General features: G+C 67.7%; 6 protein-coding genes, 2 tRNA genes and 5 pseudogenes. 3 read left to right on the top strand and 10 right to left on the bottom strand.

The annotated features are described in order from the left end of the window. Positions 1–57: 57 nt before the first annotated feature. Positions 58–1,512 (bottom strand): dihydrolipoyl dehydrogenase family protein, encoded by a 1,455-nt coding sequence (locus ACPEE0_RS16410; RefSeq protein ID WP_009357322.1) that lies wholly within the window; start codon positions 1,510–1,512, stop codon positions 58–60. A gap of 151 nt (positions 1,513–1,663) precedes the next feature. Then, positions 1,664–1,737: transfer RNA gene (locus ACPEE0_RS16405), tRNA-Arg, on the bottom strand. Between the two features lie 276 nt (positions 1,738–2,013). On the opposite strand from ACPEE0_RS16405, the gene ACPEE0_RS16400 reads away from it, so the two are divergent. Further along, a complete protein-coding gene (locus ACPEE0_RS16400; RefSeq protein WP_424574874.1) occupies positions 2,014–3,846 on the top strand; it encodes a phosphoenolpyruvate carboxykinase (GTP) in 1,833 nt (610 codons plus the stop codon). A gap of 139 nt (positions 3,847–3,985) precedes the next feature. Here the strand turns inward: ACPEE0_RS16400 and ACPEE0_RS16395 are convergent. From ACPEE0_RS16395 to ACPEE0_RS16380, 4 genes and pseudogenes are all read right to left on the bottom strand, one after another. After that, positions 3,986–5,144: pseudogene (locus ACPEE0_RS16395) on the bottom strand (globin domain-containing protein). A gap of 164 nt (positions 5,145–5,308) precedes the next feature. Then, positions 5,309–5,758: an RrF2 family transcriptional regulator gene (locus tag ACPEE0_RS16390; protein ID WP_354176475.1), complete on the bottom strand. Its 450-nt coding sequence runs from the start codon at positions 5,756–5,758 to the stop codon at positions 5,309–5,311. 12 nt (positions 5,759–5,770) lie between these two features. Further along, a pseudogene (locus ACPEE0_RS16385) lies at positions 5,771–6,258 on the bottom strand (hypothetical protein). Between the two features lie 6 nt (positions 6,259–6,264). Continuing rightward, entirely contained in the window at positions 6,265–7,683 is a 1,419-nt protein-coding gene (locus ACPEE0_RS16380; protein WP_009357318.1) for a phosphomannomutase/phosphoglucomutase, read from the bottom strand. Positions 7,684–7,825: 142 nt separating this feature from the next. On the opposite strand from ACPEE0_RS16380, the pseudogene ACPEE0_RS16375 reads away from it, so the two are divergent. Further along, positions 7,826–10,034: pseudogene (locus ACPEE0_RS16375) on the top strand (DEAD/DEAH box helicase). Here the strand turns inward: ACPEE0_RS16375 and ACPEE0_RS16370 are convergent. The 4 genes and pseudogenes from ACPEE0_RS16370 to ACPEE0_RS16355 all read right to left on the bottom strand — a co-directional run bounded on the left by ACPEE0_RS16370 (position 9,958) and on the right by ACPEE0_RS16355 (position 14,625). Next, positions 9,958–11,439, bottom strand: coding sequence for an MFS transporter (locus tag ACPEE0_RS16370; RefSeq protein ID WP_052014060.1), 1,482 nt, complete (start codon positions 11,437–11,439; stop codon positions 9,958–9,960). The pseudogene ACPEE0_RS16375 and the gene ACPEE0_RS16370 sit on opposite strands and share 77 nt — an antisense overlap. A gap of 207 nt (positions 11,440–11,646) precedes the next feature. Further along, positions 11,647–11,735: transfer RNA gene (locus ACPEE0_RS16365), tRNA-Ser, on the bottom strand. A gap of 103 nt (positions 11,736–11,838) precedes the next feature. Beyond that, positions 11,839–12,351, bottom strand: a complete 513-nt coding sequence (locus ACPEE0_RS16360; protein ID WP_424574873.1) for an N-acetyltransferase family protein — start codon at positions 12,349–12,351, stop codon at positions 11,839–11,841. A gap of 14 nt (positions 12,352–12,365) precedes the next feature. Next, positions 12,366–14,625 (bottom strand): annotated as a pseudogene (locus ACPEE0_RS16355) (prolyl oligopeptidase family serine peptidase). Between the two features lie 68 nt (positions 14,626–14,693). Here ACPEE0_RS16355 and ACPEE0_RS16350 point away from each other — a divergent pair. Beyond that, positions 14,694–16,630, top strand: a pseudogene (locus tag ACPEE0_RS16350) (FAD/NAD(P)-binding protein). Positions 16,631–16,786 lie beyond the last annotated feature (156 nt).

Raw genomic sequence — 16,786 nt, 5'->3', positions numbered from 1 at the left:
CGGGGAATGCGGCTGCTTCCAGCTTAACAAAACTGACCGGTCAGTTCAAAAATCTTGTCACAGGCCGTACTTCTCCAAAAGACGCAACCACACCTCGCTGATGGTCGGATAGGACGGCACGGCATGCCACAGGCGGTCCAACGGAACTTCGCCCACGACGGCGATGGTTGCGGCGTGCAGCAGTTCGGCTACGTCCGGTCCGGCGAACGTGGCCCCGAGGAGGACCTTGCGGTCCTCGTCCACCACCAGTTGCGCCCAGCCCTCGTAGTTTTCGGAATGGAGTGAGGACCCGGCCACCTGGATGGGAAGCTCCACCGAGGAGGCGTTATATCCTTCCTCCCTCGCCTTCTCCAGGGTGCGCCCCACGGAGGCCAGTTCAGGGTCGGTAAAGACCACGCCCGGCACTGCATGCCGGTTGGCGGTCTGGGCGTAACGGCTCCATTCGGCCGGCGCGCCTTTCAGTTCCCCTTTTGCACGGGCGGCGATGGCGTCGCCCGTGGCGCGGGCCTCGTACTTTCCCTGGTGCGTGTAGAGGTTGTTGCCGGCGGCGTCACCCACCGCATACAGCCACGGCTCGTCTCCCGGCGTTCCCACTACCAGGCCGGTGGCGTCGGTAGCCAGGACGAGGTGGCCGTCCTTGTCCGGCTCGAAGCCAAGGCTTTCCAGGCCGAGCCCCTCCAGTGCGGGGTGCCGTCCGGTGGAGACCAGGACCTTGTTGGCCGTTACGGTGGACCCGTCGGACAGCGCCAGGCCGAACGTGCCGTCGTCGTTTTCGCTGATGCGCTCGGTAGCCGTGTTGAGGCGGAGTTCGACGCCGTCCGCGCGCAGCCCCGCGGCCACAAGCCGTGCGGCCTCCTCCGGAAAGTTCCGCAGCAGGCCGCTGCGCGCCACGAGTGTTACATCGGATCCCAGGCGGGCGAATGCCTGGGCAAGTTCGGTGCCCGCCACGCCGCCGCCAAGGACAGCCAGCCGCTCCGGGACCTCTTTCGCCGACGTCGCTTCGCGGGTGCCCCACACCTGGAGGTCCTGCAGTCCCTCGATGGGGGGAGTGTTGGGCATGGAGCCGGTTGCCAGGACTACCGCCTGCCGCGCCCGGAGCCGGTGCGAGGTTCCGTCCAGTCCGGCCACCTCCACGGACTTGGCCGCCGTCAGCCATGCGTGGCCGCGGACCAGTTCGATGCCCGCCTCCTTGACCCATGACACCTGGCCGTCGTCCTGCCAGTTGGCGGTCATGTAATCCCGGCGCTTCAGCACGGCTGCAGCGTCCAGCGTGCGCGTGACGGCCTCTTTTGCGCCCGGCGTTGTCTGTGCGCCATGCAGTGCAGTGCCCGGCCGGAGCAGTGCCTTGGACGGCATGCAGGCCCAGTAGGAGCACTCGCCGCCTACCAGTTCTGCCTCCACCAGGACTGCCGTCAATCCTCCCTGGACCACCCGGTCCGCCACGTTTTCCCCTACGGCGCCTGCGCCGATCACCACTACGTCAAATTCGCGCTCAACAGCGTCCGGCATCATGGGGAAAGCCTACGCCCGGGCGGTGACAGGACGGGGCGCCGGCAGGTGGGGTACCGGCCGGATGGATGCTCGCCGGACGGGGCGCTGGATAATGTAAGGCGCTGGTTAACGCAAAAGGTCCGCACCGGCGAACCGGTGCGGACCTCATCTGTGCGCCCAAAGGGATTCGAACCCCTGACCTTCTGTTCCGTAGACAGACGCTCTATCCAGCTGAGCTATGGGCGCATCTCGTGTCCCTGGAGAAGAACCGCTCTCCCTGAACCTCGAATTACTTTACGCGAGGTTGGCCGCCGTGCCAAATCGAAAGCGGTGTAATCTGCACGACTAGACCGGTATAGGTGACCTTAGTCACTTAATCCTCGATTTTCGCGCTGCTTTTCCTTGAATTCTCGCGGAATCCGGTTTTTCCAGGGTCATTTGCCCGACATCCCGCTCGAAACCGCCGGTGGTCCGGACCATAGCATTTAGTCCACACCGATGAACCCGAGGAAGGGAACCGAAATGGGCGATCTGGCGCAGAAGCCGCTGCTTGAGAAAGCACCCACCACACATGCCGGTCTGCTGGCATGGGTCGAAGAGGTTGCTGAGCTTACGCAGCCGGACCGCATCTACTGGGTTGACGGATCCGAAGAGGAAAACACCCGTCTCACCGATGAGCTTGTTGCAGCCGGAACCCTGACCCGGCTGAAGCAGGAGCTGTTCCCCAACTCCTTCGCCGCTTTCTCGGACCCGGCTGACGTGGCCCGCGTGGAGGAGCAGACCTTTATCTGCTCCGAGAACAAGCGCGACGCCGGCTTCACCAACAACTGGATGGCCCCGGCCGAGATGAAGGAAAAGCTGCGCGGCCTGTTTGCCGGTTCCATGCGCGGACGCACCATGTACGTCATCCCGTTCGTGATGGGCCACCTGGATGCCGAGGACCCGAAGTTTGGCGTGGAGATCACGGACAGCGCCTACGTTGTTGCCTCCATGCGCATCATGGCCAACATCGGTACTGCCGTACTGGACAAGATCACGGCAACGAACGCATTCTTTGTGCCGGCCCTGCACTCCCTGGGCGCTCCGCTGGAGCCAGGCCAGGAAGATGTGCCCTGGCCCTGCAACCCCGACAAGTGGATTGTCCACTTCCCGGAGGAGCGCTCCATCTGGTCCTTCGGCTCCGGTTACGGCGGAAACGCGCTGCTGGGCAAGAAGTGCTACGCCCTGCGCATCGCCTCAGTCATGGCGCGCGACGAGGGCTGGCTGGCCGAGCACATGCTCATCCTCAAGCTGACCTCGCCGGAGAAGAAGAACTACTACGTCTCCGCGGCCTTCCCGTCAGCCTGCGGCAAGACCAACCTTGCCCTGCTCGATCCCACCATTGAAGGCTGGGAGGTGGAGACCCTCGGCGATGACATCACCTGGATGCGGATCGGCAAGGAGGGTGAGCTGCGCGCCACCAACCCTGAGGCCGGCCTGTTTGGCGTGGCCCCCGGCACCGGCTGGGGCACCAACCCGAACGCCATGCGTGCCATCGCCAAGGGCCACAGCATCTTCACCAACGTGGCATTGACCGACGACGGCGGTGTCTGGTGGGAGGGCATGACCGACGAGGTGCCTGCGCACCTGACCGACTGGCAGGGCAACTCCTGGACGCCTGACTCCGACAAGCCGGCCGCACACCCGAACTCCCGGTTCTGCACCCCGATCTCGCAGATCGACATGCTGGCCGAGGAGTACTACAGCCCGGAGGGTGTGGAGCTCTCCGCCATCCTCTTCGGCGGCCGCCGCAAGACCACTGTTCCCCTGGTCACCCAGGCGCGCAGCTGGACCAACGGCATCTTTATGGGCTCCACGCTCTCGTCAGAGACAACTGCCGCCGCTGCCGGGCAGGTCGGCGTGCTGCGCCGCGACCCCATGGCCATGCTTCCCTTCATCGGATACGACGCAGGTGACTACCTGAAGCACTGGATCAGCGTGTCCGGTAAAGCCAACCCTGCGCGGCTGCCGCACATCTTCCTGGTCAACTGGTTCCGCCGCACAGCCGACGGCGGCTTCGCCTGGCCCGGTTTCGGCGACAACGCCCGCGTCCTGAAGTGGGCCATTGAACGCATCGAAGGCAAAGCTGACGCCATCGAGACCCCCATCGGGTTCGTCCCGACCGGGGACTCGCTGGACCTCACCGGCCTGGACCTGACCCACGCCCACGTGGAGGACGCAGTCCGCGTCGACCGCGAGGAATGGGATGCCGAACTGGCCTCCATCGAGGAATGGTACGCAAAGTTCGGTGATTCGCTCCCTGAGGCGCTGCGCGCTGAACTCGAGTCGCTCAAGGAGCGGATGTCGAAGCACTAGCATTCGGTTGTACCAACGACGGCGGCCCCGCACCTTTGAATGTAAAGGTGCGGGGCCGCCGTCGTTACTGTATCGATTGCTCCGCAGGCGCCCCTTTCACCCTTCACAAGGGCCGCTGCGGAGCAATCGATGAACAGGCCTAGCTGGCCAGCCAGATGTCCGGGCCGAAGACTTCGTAGTGGATGCTGGTGGCCGGGACGCCGGCGTCGATGGCCTCGTTGCGGATCTTCTGCATGAAGGGCAGCGGACCGCACAGGTACAGCGAGGCATTGGCAGGGAGATCCACCTCCCGCAGCGACATAAAGCCCTCGCGGGCACCCGCCTCGGGCTGTTCCAGCCACAGCTGCAGTTCGGCACTGTCCAGGCGCTCGACGTCGTCCGTCATCTGGCCGCGCAGCGCCCAGCTGTCCAGGGTGCTTTCCGCATGCAGCACCAGGACCTGCCGGTCGGTTCCGGCCTCGGCCAGCGAACGCAGGATGGAGGCAGTGGGGGTGCAGCCGATGCCGGCAGATGCGAGGACAACCGGACCGTCACCCTCCTTGAGCGTAATCTCGCCATACGGGTTGGAGATTTCCAGGATGTCGCCCACCTGCACGTCACGGTGCAGGACCGGGAAACTTCCCCGCCGTCGTCAAGCTTGGTGGTGAAGGTGCGGCTGGTCCCGGCGTCTGCCGACAGGGAGTACTGGCGGACCTGGCGGAGCCCTTCCGGGAGGACCACCTTGACGCTGATGTACTGGCCGGGAAGAGCCGGCGTGACCGGGGTGTCGTCCGCAGGCTCCAGGGTGAAGGTCATGGCACCGGTGCCGGCCGGGGTCTTCGCAGCCACGCGCCAAGGCATCCACATCCGGTCGTTCGCCTGGCTGGCGTACAGCCCCTTCTCGAGCTTGATCAGGGCGTCCGCCATCAGCCAGTAGACCTCGGTCCAGGCTTCGGCGATCTCGGCGTGATGACCCCGGCGAGGTCCTCGGCGATGGCAGCGAACAGGTGCTCGTAGACCACCTGGTACTGCGGCTCCGTGATGCCCAGGGAAGCGTGCTTGTGGGCGATCCGGGACAGGACCGCCTCCGGAAGCGTGCCCGGGTTGTTCACCAGGTGGGTGGCGAACGCCGCGATGCTGCCCGCCAGGGCCTGCTGCTGGTTGCCCGAACGCTGGTTGGAGCGGCTGAACAGCCCGTCCAGCAGTTCGGGGTGGGCGGCGAAAAGGCGGGAGTAGAACTTGGGCGTGATCGCGCCGATCCGTGACCCGACCAGCGGCAGGGTGGCTTCGATGACGGGGCGGGACTTTTCCGAGAGCATGCGGACTCCTGAGATAGCGGCCGGGGCCTTCGTCCGGCCAGATGCGAATACATGCATTTCAAATGCATGTTTTCATACCTCAAGTTCTACAGCTCGTAGAAGATGAAATCAAATTGTGCGCAGATGTTGCGGGCGCACGCCAGGAATGCTGTCCGGTAACCCGTTTACAGTCCGGGCCGGAGGCCGATCATCTCGAAAACCGGGGCCATCTGCCGCGACCCGGGCAGGTCCGCGATCACCACGGAATCCAGCTCCCGGTAGAACGCCTCCCGGGCCCTCGCCAGGGCTGCCCGCAGCTTGCACTCATTGATGAGCGGGCAGTTGCCTGTTGTCGCCATGCACTCGGCAGGGTCCGTGCGGGTATCGAGCTCGCGCAGGATCTGGCCGACCGTTGCCGTGCGGCCGGCATGGCTCAGCCGTGAACCGCCGGTCCGGCCCCGCACCACTTCGATCAGCCCAAGGCTCCGCAGCTTTGCCATTGCCTTGCTGACGTGGTTGTAGGGCGTCCCCACCGAATCCGCGATGTTCTGCGTGGTCAGGAGCTCGCCACCGGGAACGGCGGCGAGCACCATCAGTGCACGCAGGCTGACGTCGGCGAAAGCGTTGATCTTCATGGCCGGCGCGGTCTAGTCCACCCAGATTGCAGGTTCGTTGGTATCGGCACCCAGTTCACCGAATTCCCACGTCCGGGTGGCTGTGTTGGCCGCGTAGGGCAGAACCGCGGCGAAGACTGAACCGTCGCGGTGTTCGGCGGCCACATGGATGGCGTCCGAGTCTTCCTCCACCAGCATGATGTCGCATACGATGGCGGCCGCGCGGAAGTCATCCCGGTTCTGCCGCAGCAGGGTGTGCAGGTCGCTGATCATCGCATCGGCGTCGAAGTCCGCATCCGGATCATCCGCCGCATCGGCGGGGAGACGGCAACAAGCCGCACCTCGCCGTCGTTCTGGACCGTGAGGGCGAAGGGCAGGAAGCCGCCGTTGCGCTGCAGCTGCTCCTGGGCGGCGCTGACGCCCGTCCCCAGGAGATTCTCCAGGTCGGTTGCAGTGCTGTCCGGCACAGAATCGCGCCACGCGCCCTGTCCTTCAGCTCCCGGCAGCGTCCCGTCAGCCATCGCGCCCTAGGCCCGGACGATCGACAGGACGCGGTCGCGGATGCGTTCCATGGTGCCGCGGTCCGTGGCCTCTGCGTTGAGCCGGAGGAACGGTTCGGTGTTGGAGGGGCGCAGGTTGAACCAGTAGCTGCCGTCGTTGGCGGTGAACGTGCTGCCGTCCAGGTTGTCGATGGTGAGGTCCTCGCCGGCGAAGGCGGCGCGTACGCGTTCAACGGCGGCGGGCTTGTCTTCGACTTCCGAGTTGATCTCGCCCGAACTGACGTAGGGCTCGTACTCGCGGGCAAGCTCGGACAGCGGGCCGTCCTGCTCGCCCAGGGCAGCCAGGACGTGCATGGCGGCCAGCATGCCGGTGTCCGCGTTCCAGAAATCCCGGAAGTAGAAGTGGGCAGAGTGCTCGCCGCCGAACACTGCGCCTTCCTCTGCCATGACGGCCTTGATAAAGGAGTGGCCCACGCGCGTGCGGACGGCACGGCCGCCGTCCTGCTCCACAAGTTCGGCCACGGCGCGGGAGCAGAGGAGGTTGTGGATGATCGTTGGTGTGGCCTCGCCCTGCGCCTTCGCGCGGGCGATCTCCCGCCGGGCCACCATGCCGGTAATGGCCGACGGCGACACCGGCTCGCCCTTCTCGTCCACCACGAAGCACCGGTCGGCGTCGCCGTCGAAGGCCAGGCCGATGTCCGCGCCGTGCTCGACCACTGCGGCCTGCAGGTCGCGGAGGTTCTCCGGCTCCAGCGGGTTGGCGGGGTGGTTGGGGAAGGAACCATCCAGCTCGAAGTACAGCGGAATGATGTCGAACGGCAGCTTGGGAAGCAGGGTGTCGCCCAGGACCGCAGGCGTGGTGAGGCCGGCCATGCCGTTACCGGCGTCGACAACGACCTTGAGGGGGCGGGAACCGGACAGGTCCACCAGCTTGCGGAGGTACTCGGCGTAGTCCTTGAGCACGTCGCGGACACTGATCTGGCCACGGGTGCCGGCGGCGGGGATGGAACCGGTGTTGAGGTGCTGCTCGGCGAGGGTCTGGATGTCCTTGAGGCCGGTTTCGGAGGAGATGGGAACGGCGCCGGCCTTGGACATCTTGATGCCGTTGTAGCCGGCGGGGTTGTGGCTGGCGGTGAAGGTGGCGCCGGCACGGTCAAGGAAACCGCACGCGAAGTACAGCTCATCGGTGGAAATCAGGTCCAGCAGCTCGACGTTGGCGCCGCGGGTTGCTGCACCGTCTGCGAAGGCCTTGCTGAATTCGGGGGAGGAGGGGCGCATATCCCCGCCCACCAGGATGGTCTGGCCTTCGAGCTGCAGGACGTCCACGAACGCGGCCCCCACGGCTTCGACGATTTCGGCGGTGATGGACTCGCCCACAATGCCACGGACGTCGTAGGCCTTGAAGGATGCCGAGAGATCAAAAGTCGTTGTCTGTTCGCTAGTCACGGGCTTTATCTTACGATGGCGCGGAAGGTGCCTGTGGAGGAGGGGCGGCGGCAGCCCAATGTGACGGGGCTGGTGTTGGCCCGCTTTCCACATACAGTCCCCGCATGTGCCGGCTGTCGGAGGTGGCTGGGATACTGAATCAATGGTCGATAACCAGCATGCCGCCGCACTGATAGACACGCCCCCGACACCTGCCACAGCAACCGACGGGTCCGGCCCTGCCTCCGCCACCCACCAGCAGGCGCTGGAGGTCCTCCGGGAACTGGTGGGCCACCCCGAAGCCGGTTTTCACGAGGGGCAGTTCGAAGCCATTGAGGCGCTGGTCGACGGCGGGCGGCGGGCCCTGGTGGTCCAGCGCACCGGCTGGGGAAAGTCCGCGGTGTACTTCGTGGCGTCCCTGCTTCTCCGGCGCCGGGGTGCAGGACCCACGCTCATCGTCTCGCCGCTGCTTGCCCTGATGCGGGACCAGGTGGCCGCCGCGGCAAGGGCAGGCGTCCGCGCCGTCGCCATCAATTCAGCCAACCAGCTGGAGTGGGACGCGGTCCGCGAGCAGCTGGCCGCGGACCAGGTTGACGTCCTGCTCGTCTCCCCGGAGCGCCTCACCAACCCGTCCTTCCGCGAGAACCAGCTGCCGGAACTGATCCGGCGCACCGGCCTGCTGGTCATTGACGAAGCACACTGCATCTCCGACTGGGGGCATGATTCCGCCCGGACTACCGCAGGATTGCGGACCTGATCACCCGGCTGCCCGAGTCGGTCCCCGTGCTGGCCACCACCGCCACCGCAAACTCCCGCGTGGTGCACGATATCGAGGAACAGCTCGGGGCCGGCGTCCTGACCATCCGCGGTGCGCTGGGCCGGGACTCGCTCCGGCTCGGCGTCCTGTCCCTGCCGGACTCGAAACAGCGCCTGGGCTGGCTCCTGACCCACCTGTCCGATCTTCCCGGCAGCGGCATCATCTACACGCTGACGGTCTCCGCCGCCGAGGACACCGCCCGGCTCCTGAAGGAGGCGGGGCACGAGGTCCTGGCCTATACGGGCCGCACCGATCCCGCGGACCGGGAACGCGCCGAGCAACTGCTCAAGGACAACCAGGTCAAAGCCCTGGTGGCCACATCCGCGCTGGGCATGGGCTTCGACAAACCGGACCTGGGCTTCGTGGTCCACCTGGGCGCGCCCTCCTCGCCGGTTGCGTACTACCAGCAGGTGGGACGTGCCGGCCGTGGCGCCGCGAACGCCGATGTCCTCCTGCTTCCAGGCTCCGAGGACCGGGAAATCTGGCAGTACTTTGCCACCGCCTCCATGCCCTCCGAGGAAAAGGCGGCCGCTGTCCTCACCGCGCTCGCGGAGGCCGGGACTGCGCTGTCCACGGTGGCCCTCGAAGCGCGGGTGGACCTGCGCCGCACCCCGCTGGAGCTGCTGCTGAAAGTCCTGTCCGTGGACGGCGCCGTCGAGCGGGTAGGGGGAGGCTGGCGGTCCACGGGGCAGCCCTGGGTCTACGACGCGGAGCGGTACCAGCGGATCGCCGAGGCCCGGGTGGACGAGCAGGACTCCATGGTGATCTACCAGGACACCGCGGGCTGCCGGATGGAGTACATCACCTCCGTCCTGGACGACGAAACGGCGCACCCCTGCGGCCGGTGCGACAACTGCGCCGGACGCTGGTTCCCGGCAGAGGTAGCGGAGGATGCCACCGCTGCCGCAGGCCAGACCCTGAGCAGGGCGGGCGGTGTCCTTGAAGCGCGCCTGCAGTGGCCCAGCGGCATGGACCGCCTGGGTGTTCCGGTGAAGGGAAAGTTGAAGCCTGGCGAAGGACTGGCAGAGGGACGCGTCCTGGCGCGCCTGACGGACCTTGGATGGGGCGGTGCGCTGCGGGAGCTGTTCGCTGCCGGTGCCCAGGACCGGCCCGTGGATCCCGGGATGCTGCAGGCCTGCGTGCAGGTCCTGCGGGAATGGGGCGCCGGCGATGCCCGCACCCCGGGCTGGAGCGGTGCCGGCAGGCCGGCCGCCATCGTGAGCATCCCGTCACGGAGCAAGCCGCAGCTGGTGGGCTCCCTCGCCAGGGGAATCTCGGAGATCGGCCGGATTCCCTACCTCGGCGAGCTGCAGCTGGCCCACGGCGGCCCTACCGGCAGCCGGGGCGGCAACAGCGCCTACCGGCTGGCCGGGGTGTGGACCGCCTGGCAACCGGGCCCGAGCTTGAGGCGGCGCTGGCAGCAGTCCACGGGCAGAGCGTGATGCTCGTCGATGACCTCGCGGACAGCAGGTGGACGCTTACGGTCGCGTGCCGCGCTCTTCGGCAGGCCGGGGCCGGCGCGGTTCTTCCACTGGTGCTTGCCCAGGCCGGCTGACTTCCGCGCCGGCGTGCCGGGGCAGCAGGAGGCTGTCGATGGTGCTGGCGAGCATCAGGGCGGCCATGGCCAGGAACGCGCCGCGGAATGGTCCCGCGGCGTCCTGGAAACCTGCGGGATAGCCGTCGAAGATCCGGATCAGCAGTGCCGCCACGGCGATGCCCGCTCCGGTGGCGAGCTGCACAAGGGTGGCGGAGACGGTGTTCGCCGATGTCAGCTGGGCCGGCATGATGTCTGCGTACTGGACCGAGGCGTAGGCCGAGAAGCCGATCGACCGGAACGCTCCGCTGCAGACCAGCAGGGCGAACGTCAGCGCCTGCGGTGTTTCGGGCGTGAGGAAGGCGCAGGCGGTGAAGGTCGCCGCGGACGCAAGGGACGCGAAGACCAGCATTGCCTTGAAGCCGAAGCGGCGGATCAGCGGGGTGGTGGCCGGCTTGATGCCGATGTTGCCGATGAAGACCGCGGCCACCATGATGCCGGCGTGGATGGGGGACCAGCCGAATCCTGTCTGGAACATCAGGGGCAGCAGGAACGGTACCGAGCTGATGGTCAGGCGGTAGACGAAACCGCCGGTGGCCATGGCGCGGAACGTTCGGGTACGGAAGACGTCCAGGTCGAACAGCGGGTTCCTGGCCTTGCGCATCCACAGCACGGCGGCCGCGAGGCAGAGCGCTCCGGCGGCTGCGCTGACCGCCGCCCAGGGGGTGTCGGGGTGGGCGCTGGCCAGTTCGAGGCCGGTCACCAGTGCGCCGACGCCCAGGGTGGTGAGGAACAGCCCGGGCCAGTCCAGGCGCCGGCCCGGGTCTCCGGCTGTGCCGGGTACCAGCCGCAGCGCCGCGATCAGGGCGGCCACGCCGAGCGGAAGGTTGATCAGGAAGATCCAGTGCCAGGACAGGTAGGTGGTGAGTGCGCCGCCCACCAGGGGAGCGAGGACAGGGGCCAGGAGCCCGGGCCACACCAGGAAGGCGGTGGCGCGCAACAGTTCGGATTTGGGGGTTCCGCGCAGCACCACCAGGGTTCCGACCGGCACCATCATGGCACCGCCGGCGCCCTGGACGATGCGGCTCACAGTCAGGGTGGTCAGGTCCTGGCTCAGCGCGCAGGCGAGCGAGGCGGCCGTGAAGACGGCGATGGCGAGGCAGAACACCCGGCGGGCTCCGAAGCGCTCGGCCAGCCAGCCGCTGATCGGGATGCCCACGGCCACTGTCAGGAGGTAGGCCGTCATCGTGATGTTCACGTCGGCCGCCGGAACACCGAAATCGGCGGAAATGTTGGGGATGGCGGTGGTCAGGACCGTGCCGTCCAGGAATTCCATAAAGAACGTTGCCGCCACCAGGAGCGCCAGGTGCGGGTTCCACACCTGCCCGGTGCTGCCGCTTCCGTCCACCTGAGTACTTGCTGCCATCCGTTTATGGTGCCATCGGGAGGGGCCCGCCGCAGTGCGGTGTCCGGTCCCCGGACGAGTACCCACAGGCGCGGTCGCTGGCCGTCCGGACCCCACTCCTTCAGAAGTTTGTTCGCGGATCCGTACCCAAAAGGCTCCGATCTGCGAACAAGCCCGGAAAAGTCCCGGGAACGCAAAAGGCCCCGGTCCTCAGACCGGGGCCAAACGCGGAGACGGGGGGATTTGAACCCCCGGTCGAGTTTAACCCCGACCCTTCATTAGCAGTGAAGTCCATTCGGCCGCTCTGGCACGTCTCCAATTGCTATTCCTAGCCCACCAAGGATACGCAGATCCGGGCACCCAGTGCAAAACGCCGGCGTGAGCCTTGTACAGCGCAGCAGGCACGGCGCACCAGGGAACTCAGGCGGCGCGCTGTGCGGGGCGCACCATCCGGATCTCGCGGAGGCTCTCCCATTCGGCCAGGACGTCCTCGGCGCCGTCAGGTTCAAAGCCGAACCGGCGGTAGAAACCGATGGCACGGCTGTTGTCGGCCGCTACCCACAGGCTCGCCGCTTCATTCCCAAGCGCCGCTTCCAGCAGCCGCCGCCCCAGGCCCAGCCCCTGGTGCGAGGCCAGCAGGTAGAGTCCCCACAGCTGGAAGTCTCCGGAGACCGGCGGCGGATGCCCTTCCGGGGCGCCGGGGGCAGGATCCCGCCGCACGCCCGCGAACCCAACCACTGTCCCGCCGTCGCAGGCCACCCATGCCTCGGCAGGCTCGGGACGGTCCAGCAGCATCCGCCACAAGTCCACCCGGCTGGCAGGGTCGACGCCGGACAGGAAGGCGTCGGAGAGCATGCCGCGGTACGTTTCCCGCCAGCAGCGGATATGCACCTCAGCCAGTGCCTCCACGTCAGCCGCGACTGCCCGCCGCACCGACAACCCTGGCGTCACGACAATCCGCCCGCCAGTGCCTTCCACAGGAAATGCTGGCTTCGGGCCTGCAGCGCGGCGGCCTGCCGGTTGTCGGACGCACCGGCGTGGCCGCCCTCCAGGGCTTCGTGGAACCAGACGTTCGGGATGCCCATGGCCAGCATGCGGGCTGCCATCTTCCGGGCCTGGACCGGTCCCACCCGATCATCGGAGGTGGCGGTCCAGATGAACGTTTCGGGGTACTCCACGCCGTCCCGGAGCAGGTGGTAGGGGGAGAAGGTCCTGATGTATTCCCACTGCTCCGGCACATCCGGGTCGCCATACTCCGCGATCCAGGAGTGGCCGGCGGACAGCCTGGTGTAGCGCCGCATGTCCAGCAGGGGCACGCCGCAGGAGACGGCCCCGAACAGGTCCGGGTACCGGGTGAGCATGTTCCCCACCAGCAGCCCGCCGTTGGAGCCGCCCACGCACCCGAGCCGCTCGCGGGACGTGACGCCGCGGCTGATGAGGTCCCGGGCAACGGCCGCGAAGTCCTGGAACGCCTTGTGCCGGTTTTCCTTGAGTGCGGCCCGGTGCCAGGACGGACCGTATTCGCCGCCGCCGCGGATGTTGGCCACCACGTAGACCCCGCCGCGCGAATGTCCGTCGCTGCCGCCGGCGGTGCCCGCGGTCCTGCGCTCCAGCCACGCCCTGCCCACGGTGCCGCTGTAGGCAGGCGTCCGGGAGATCTCGAACCCGCCATATCCGGACAACTGGGTGGGGTTCTGGCCGTCCAGCGGCAGGTTCCGGGCGGACACCTGGAAATAGGGGACGCGTGTTCCATCCTCGGACACGGCGAAATGCTGCTGCACCTCGTATTCGCTGTCCGCAAAGAACGACGGCGACGCCTTCACCACGGCGTGCCGGCTCGCCACGCCGGGCTGCGCGCCGTCGTCGTGGTTGCGTTCCAGGGTTCCGCGCATCAGGGTGCTGGGGGTGGTGAATCCGGTGGCGACGAGCCAGAAATCGTCGCCCGCACCGCCGTCGACCGCGGTTTCGTCCTCGTCGTCCACGGCGTAGGCGTTGACGTCGTGCAGGGGCGGGCAGGCGTCCAGGGGCGTGGACGCCCAGGCGCCTTCAGCGCTGTCTGCGCCTGCCACGGGGCGGGACGGGTCGAGGACCCGGATCTCGGACGAGACGTCCCGAAGGAGGTTCAGCAGCAGGAAGTTGCGCGTCCAGCTCCAGGACTGCAGGGAAGTGCGGGCATCCGGGGTGAACAGGACGGACAGGCTGCGGCCGCCGGCCAGGTAGTCCTCGAACCCGGCGGCGAGCAGCGAGCCGGCCGGGTACGTGGTGCCGTCCAGGACCCAGTCCTGCTGCGGGCGGAACAGCAGCCACTCGCGGGTGCGCGCTGACGTTGACGTCGGTGGGGACGTCGATCGCCACCCACTCCCCGCCGCGGAGCACCAGGTTGGTGCGGTTGAAAAAGTCGATGTAGTCCACGGCAAAGGTGCGTTCGAAGCCGGGCGTGGAGTCGTGGGCCACCACTGCCATCATGTGGTCTTCGGGGACCTCAAAGAGCCGGGGAGCGGACGCGAGGCTGGTGCCGCGCGTGAGGGTGACCGCCGTCCGGGCGTAGGAGGACGCCGTCCTGGGCAGCCCGTCAGCGGTGGAGGAAACGAGCAGAGTGTCCGCATCCAGCCATGACACGTTGCCCTTCGCGGTGGGCAGGTCGAAGCCGCCCGCGGCGCGGTCCACGAAGGACCGGGTTTCGACGTCGAATTCGCGGTAGCGGTTGGCGTCGCCGCCGTCGGGGGAGAGCGCCAGGAGGGCCAGGCGGTAAGGGTCGCCGGGTGCCGGCCGGAGGAACGTGGCGCCGTGGAACACCCACTCCTCACCCTCGGTGGCGGACAGCGCGTCCACATCCAGCAGGACGTCCCACTCGGGGGAGTCGGTGCAGTAGCTCTCCCACGTGGTGCGGCGCCACAGGCCCTTGGGGTTCTGCTGGTCCTTCCAGAAGTTGTAGTACCAGTCGCCGCGCTTACCCACCATGGCGATGCGGTCCGTGGAGTCCAGGACCTCCAGGATGCTGCCCTCAAGCGCCGCATAGTCCGCATCCTCGAGCAGGTCCTCGGTGCGGGAGTTCTGCTCCTTGACCCAGGCAAGCTGCTCTTCGCCGTAGATGTCCTCAAGCCACACGTTTTCGTCGGTGGGCTCGGGTGCGGTGCCCGCAGGCGCGCCCCCCGGGCTGGCCTCGGAACCCGGAACGGACGCGGAATCAGCTTCAGTGGTGGTCATCCGCCCATCCAAACAACATCGGTGCCCGCGGGCAAGGCGTTCAGCTGGCAGCGGATAGTCTGGATGCCGTGGAAAATACGCAGAGCATCCGGGCCGCCATCATTGGTGCCGGCCCCCGCGGCACCAGCGTGCTGGAACGCCTGCTCGCGCGCTCCGCCGCATACCGCGCCGGCTCAGCCGGGGCTCTCAAGGTCCACATCGACGTCGTCGATCCCTACCCGGCCGGGCCGGGGCACGTCTGGCAGCCGCAGCAGTCGCGGCTGTTCCTGATGAACACGCAGTCTTTCTACCCCACCCTCATCCCGGAGGACCCGTCGCTTCCGGCGCCGCTGGCGGGAACCTCCTTCGACAAGTGGCGGAGCGGCAGCAGCGCGACCCGCTGCCGTCCCTGACTGCGGACGAGCGCGCGGAACTCGCGGTGCTGGAATCCAACGACTTTCCCAGCCGCGCCCTGTACGGCAGGTACCTGCGCTCCACCCTGGAAGACCTGCTGGACAAGGCGGCCGACGGCGTCACCGTCCAGTTCCACGAAACGTCCGCCGTGTCGGTGCGCCCCGCAGGGGACGGAACGTTCGACGTCGGCCTGGCCACCGGGGAGACGCTCCGCACCGGATCGGTGGTGCTGGCGCTGGGCCACATCCCGTCCAGGCTCAACCCCGAACAGCGCGAGCTGCAGGCCGCGGCGGAGCACTTGGGGCTGCAGTACTTTCCGCCGGCGGCACCTGCCGATGTGGACTGGTCCCGGATCCCTGCCGGTGAACCCGTCCTGGTCCGCGGCATGGGGCTGAACTTTTTCGACACCATGGTGCAGCTCACCGAGGGCCGCGGCGGAAGCTCGTCACCGGCGGCGGACGGCTGGAGTATGAACCGTCCGGCCAGGAGCCGCTGATCATCGCGGCGTCCCGGCGCGGAACCCCCTACCGGGCCAAGGCGGCGCTGGACGGCTACTATCCGGCGTCGGTCACCCTCCGCTACCTCACCGAGGCGGCGCTGGAGCGGTTCCGGAGAGCCGGCATCCGGCCCGGGTTCGACCACGACCTGTGGCCGCTGCTGCACCGCGACACCCTGTGGGCCTACTACTCCACGCTGGTCCGCGCGCAGCCCGCCGCCGTCCCGGACAGGGCTGCCTTCCTCGCCGCCCTTGAGGAGGCGCTGCACCCGCACGCCCATTCGGCGGCCAACTGGGAGGACAGCGTGGAGAGCGTGCTGGCTGTCCATGTGGGACCGCGGCACCGGCTGGACCTTCCCGCGCTCGCGGCACCACTGGCAGGCAGGACGTTTGGTTCCCGGACGGAACTCGACGCCGCAGTGGTGGAGTACCTGCTGGACGATGCCCGCCGTTCAGCCCTGGGCGAGGACGACCCCGTCAAGATGGCCATCGGCGCCCTGCACCACGGTCGCGCCGTCCTCAAGACCGCAGTGGCCGACGGCGGTATCACCGACGCGTCCTGGGTGGCCGGACTGCGTGGCTGGTTCGAGTCCTTCGTGGAGGGCCTGGCCAGCGGGCCGCCGGCCCTGCGCTCCGAGCAGTTGGCCGCACTGGCCCGGGCGGGGGTGGTCAGCTTTGTGGGCCCGGACCCGAAGTTCGGCGTTGACCGCCGGACCCGGATGTTCACCGCGTCCTCGCCGTGGGTGGACGGTCCGCCGGCTGCCGCGCGCACCATGGTCGAAGCCCTGGCACCAGGCAACCGGGTCTCGGCCAACGATTCACCGCTCCTGGGCAGCTGCTTGCGGATGGCGCGGTCCGGCCACGCCTGATGATGACCGCCGAGGGTGCGCCCGTCCAGTCCACCGGCCTGGACGTGGTGCCCCACCCGTACCGGCCTGTGGCGGCAAACGGCGCCGTCACCGAGGGCATGTACGTCCTGGGCCTCCAGCTCTCCTCCAACCAGTGGGGACGGCCATTGCTGCCGAGGCCGTCCACCCCGGATACCCGGCGTACCGGAGCGGCCAGCGGACCCTCCGCGACGCCGACGAAATAGCGGCCGCCATCCTCGCTGGTTAGTTTCCGGTGCGGAAACTCCTTATCGACGCGCATATTCCCTGACGCCGCGATATTTGGTCCGCGTCCGGCAATCCGCGCGTCGAAATCCAGTAGCGCAATCGGTGGGCGTGGGGAGGTGCCCCGTAACAAGGCGCCGGTCCAGGGAGAAATATTTGC

The organism is Arthrobacter sp. SD76, from assembly GCF_049726125.1.
In the GTDB taxonomy this organism is placed as follows: Bacteria; Actinomycetota; Actinomycetes; order Actinomycetales; family Micrococcaceae; genus Arthrobacter; species Arthrobacter nitrophenolicus.
This window is presented reverse-complemented; position numbering and strand designations above follow the sequence as displayed.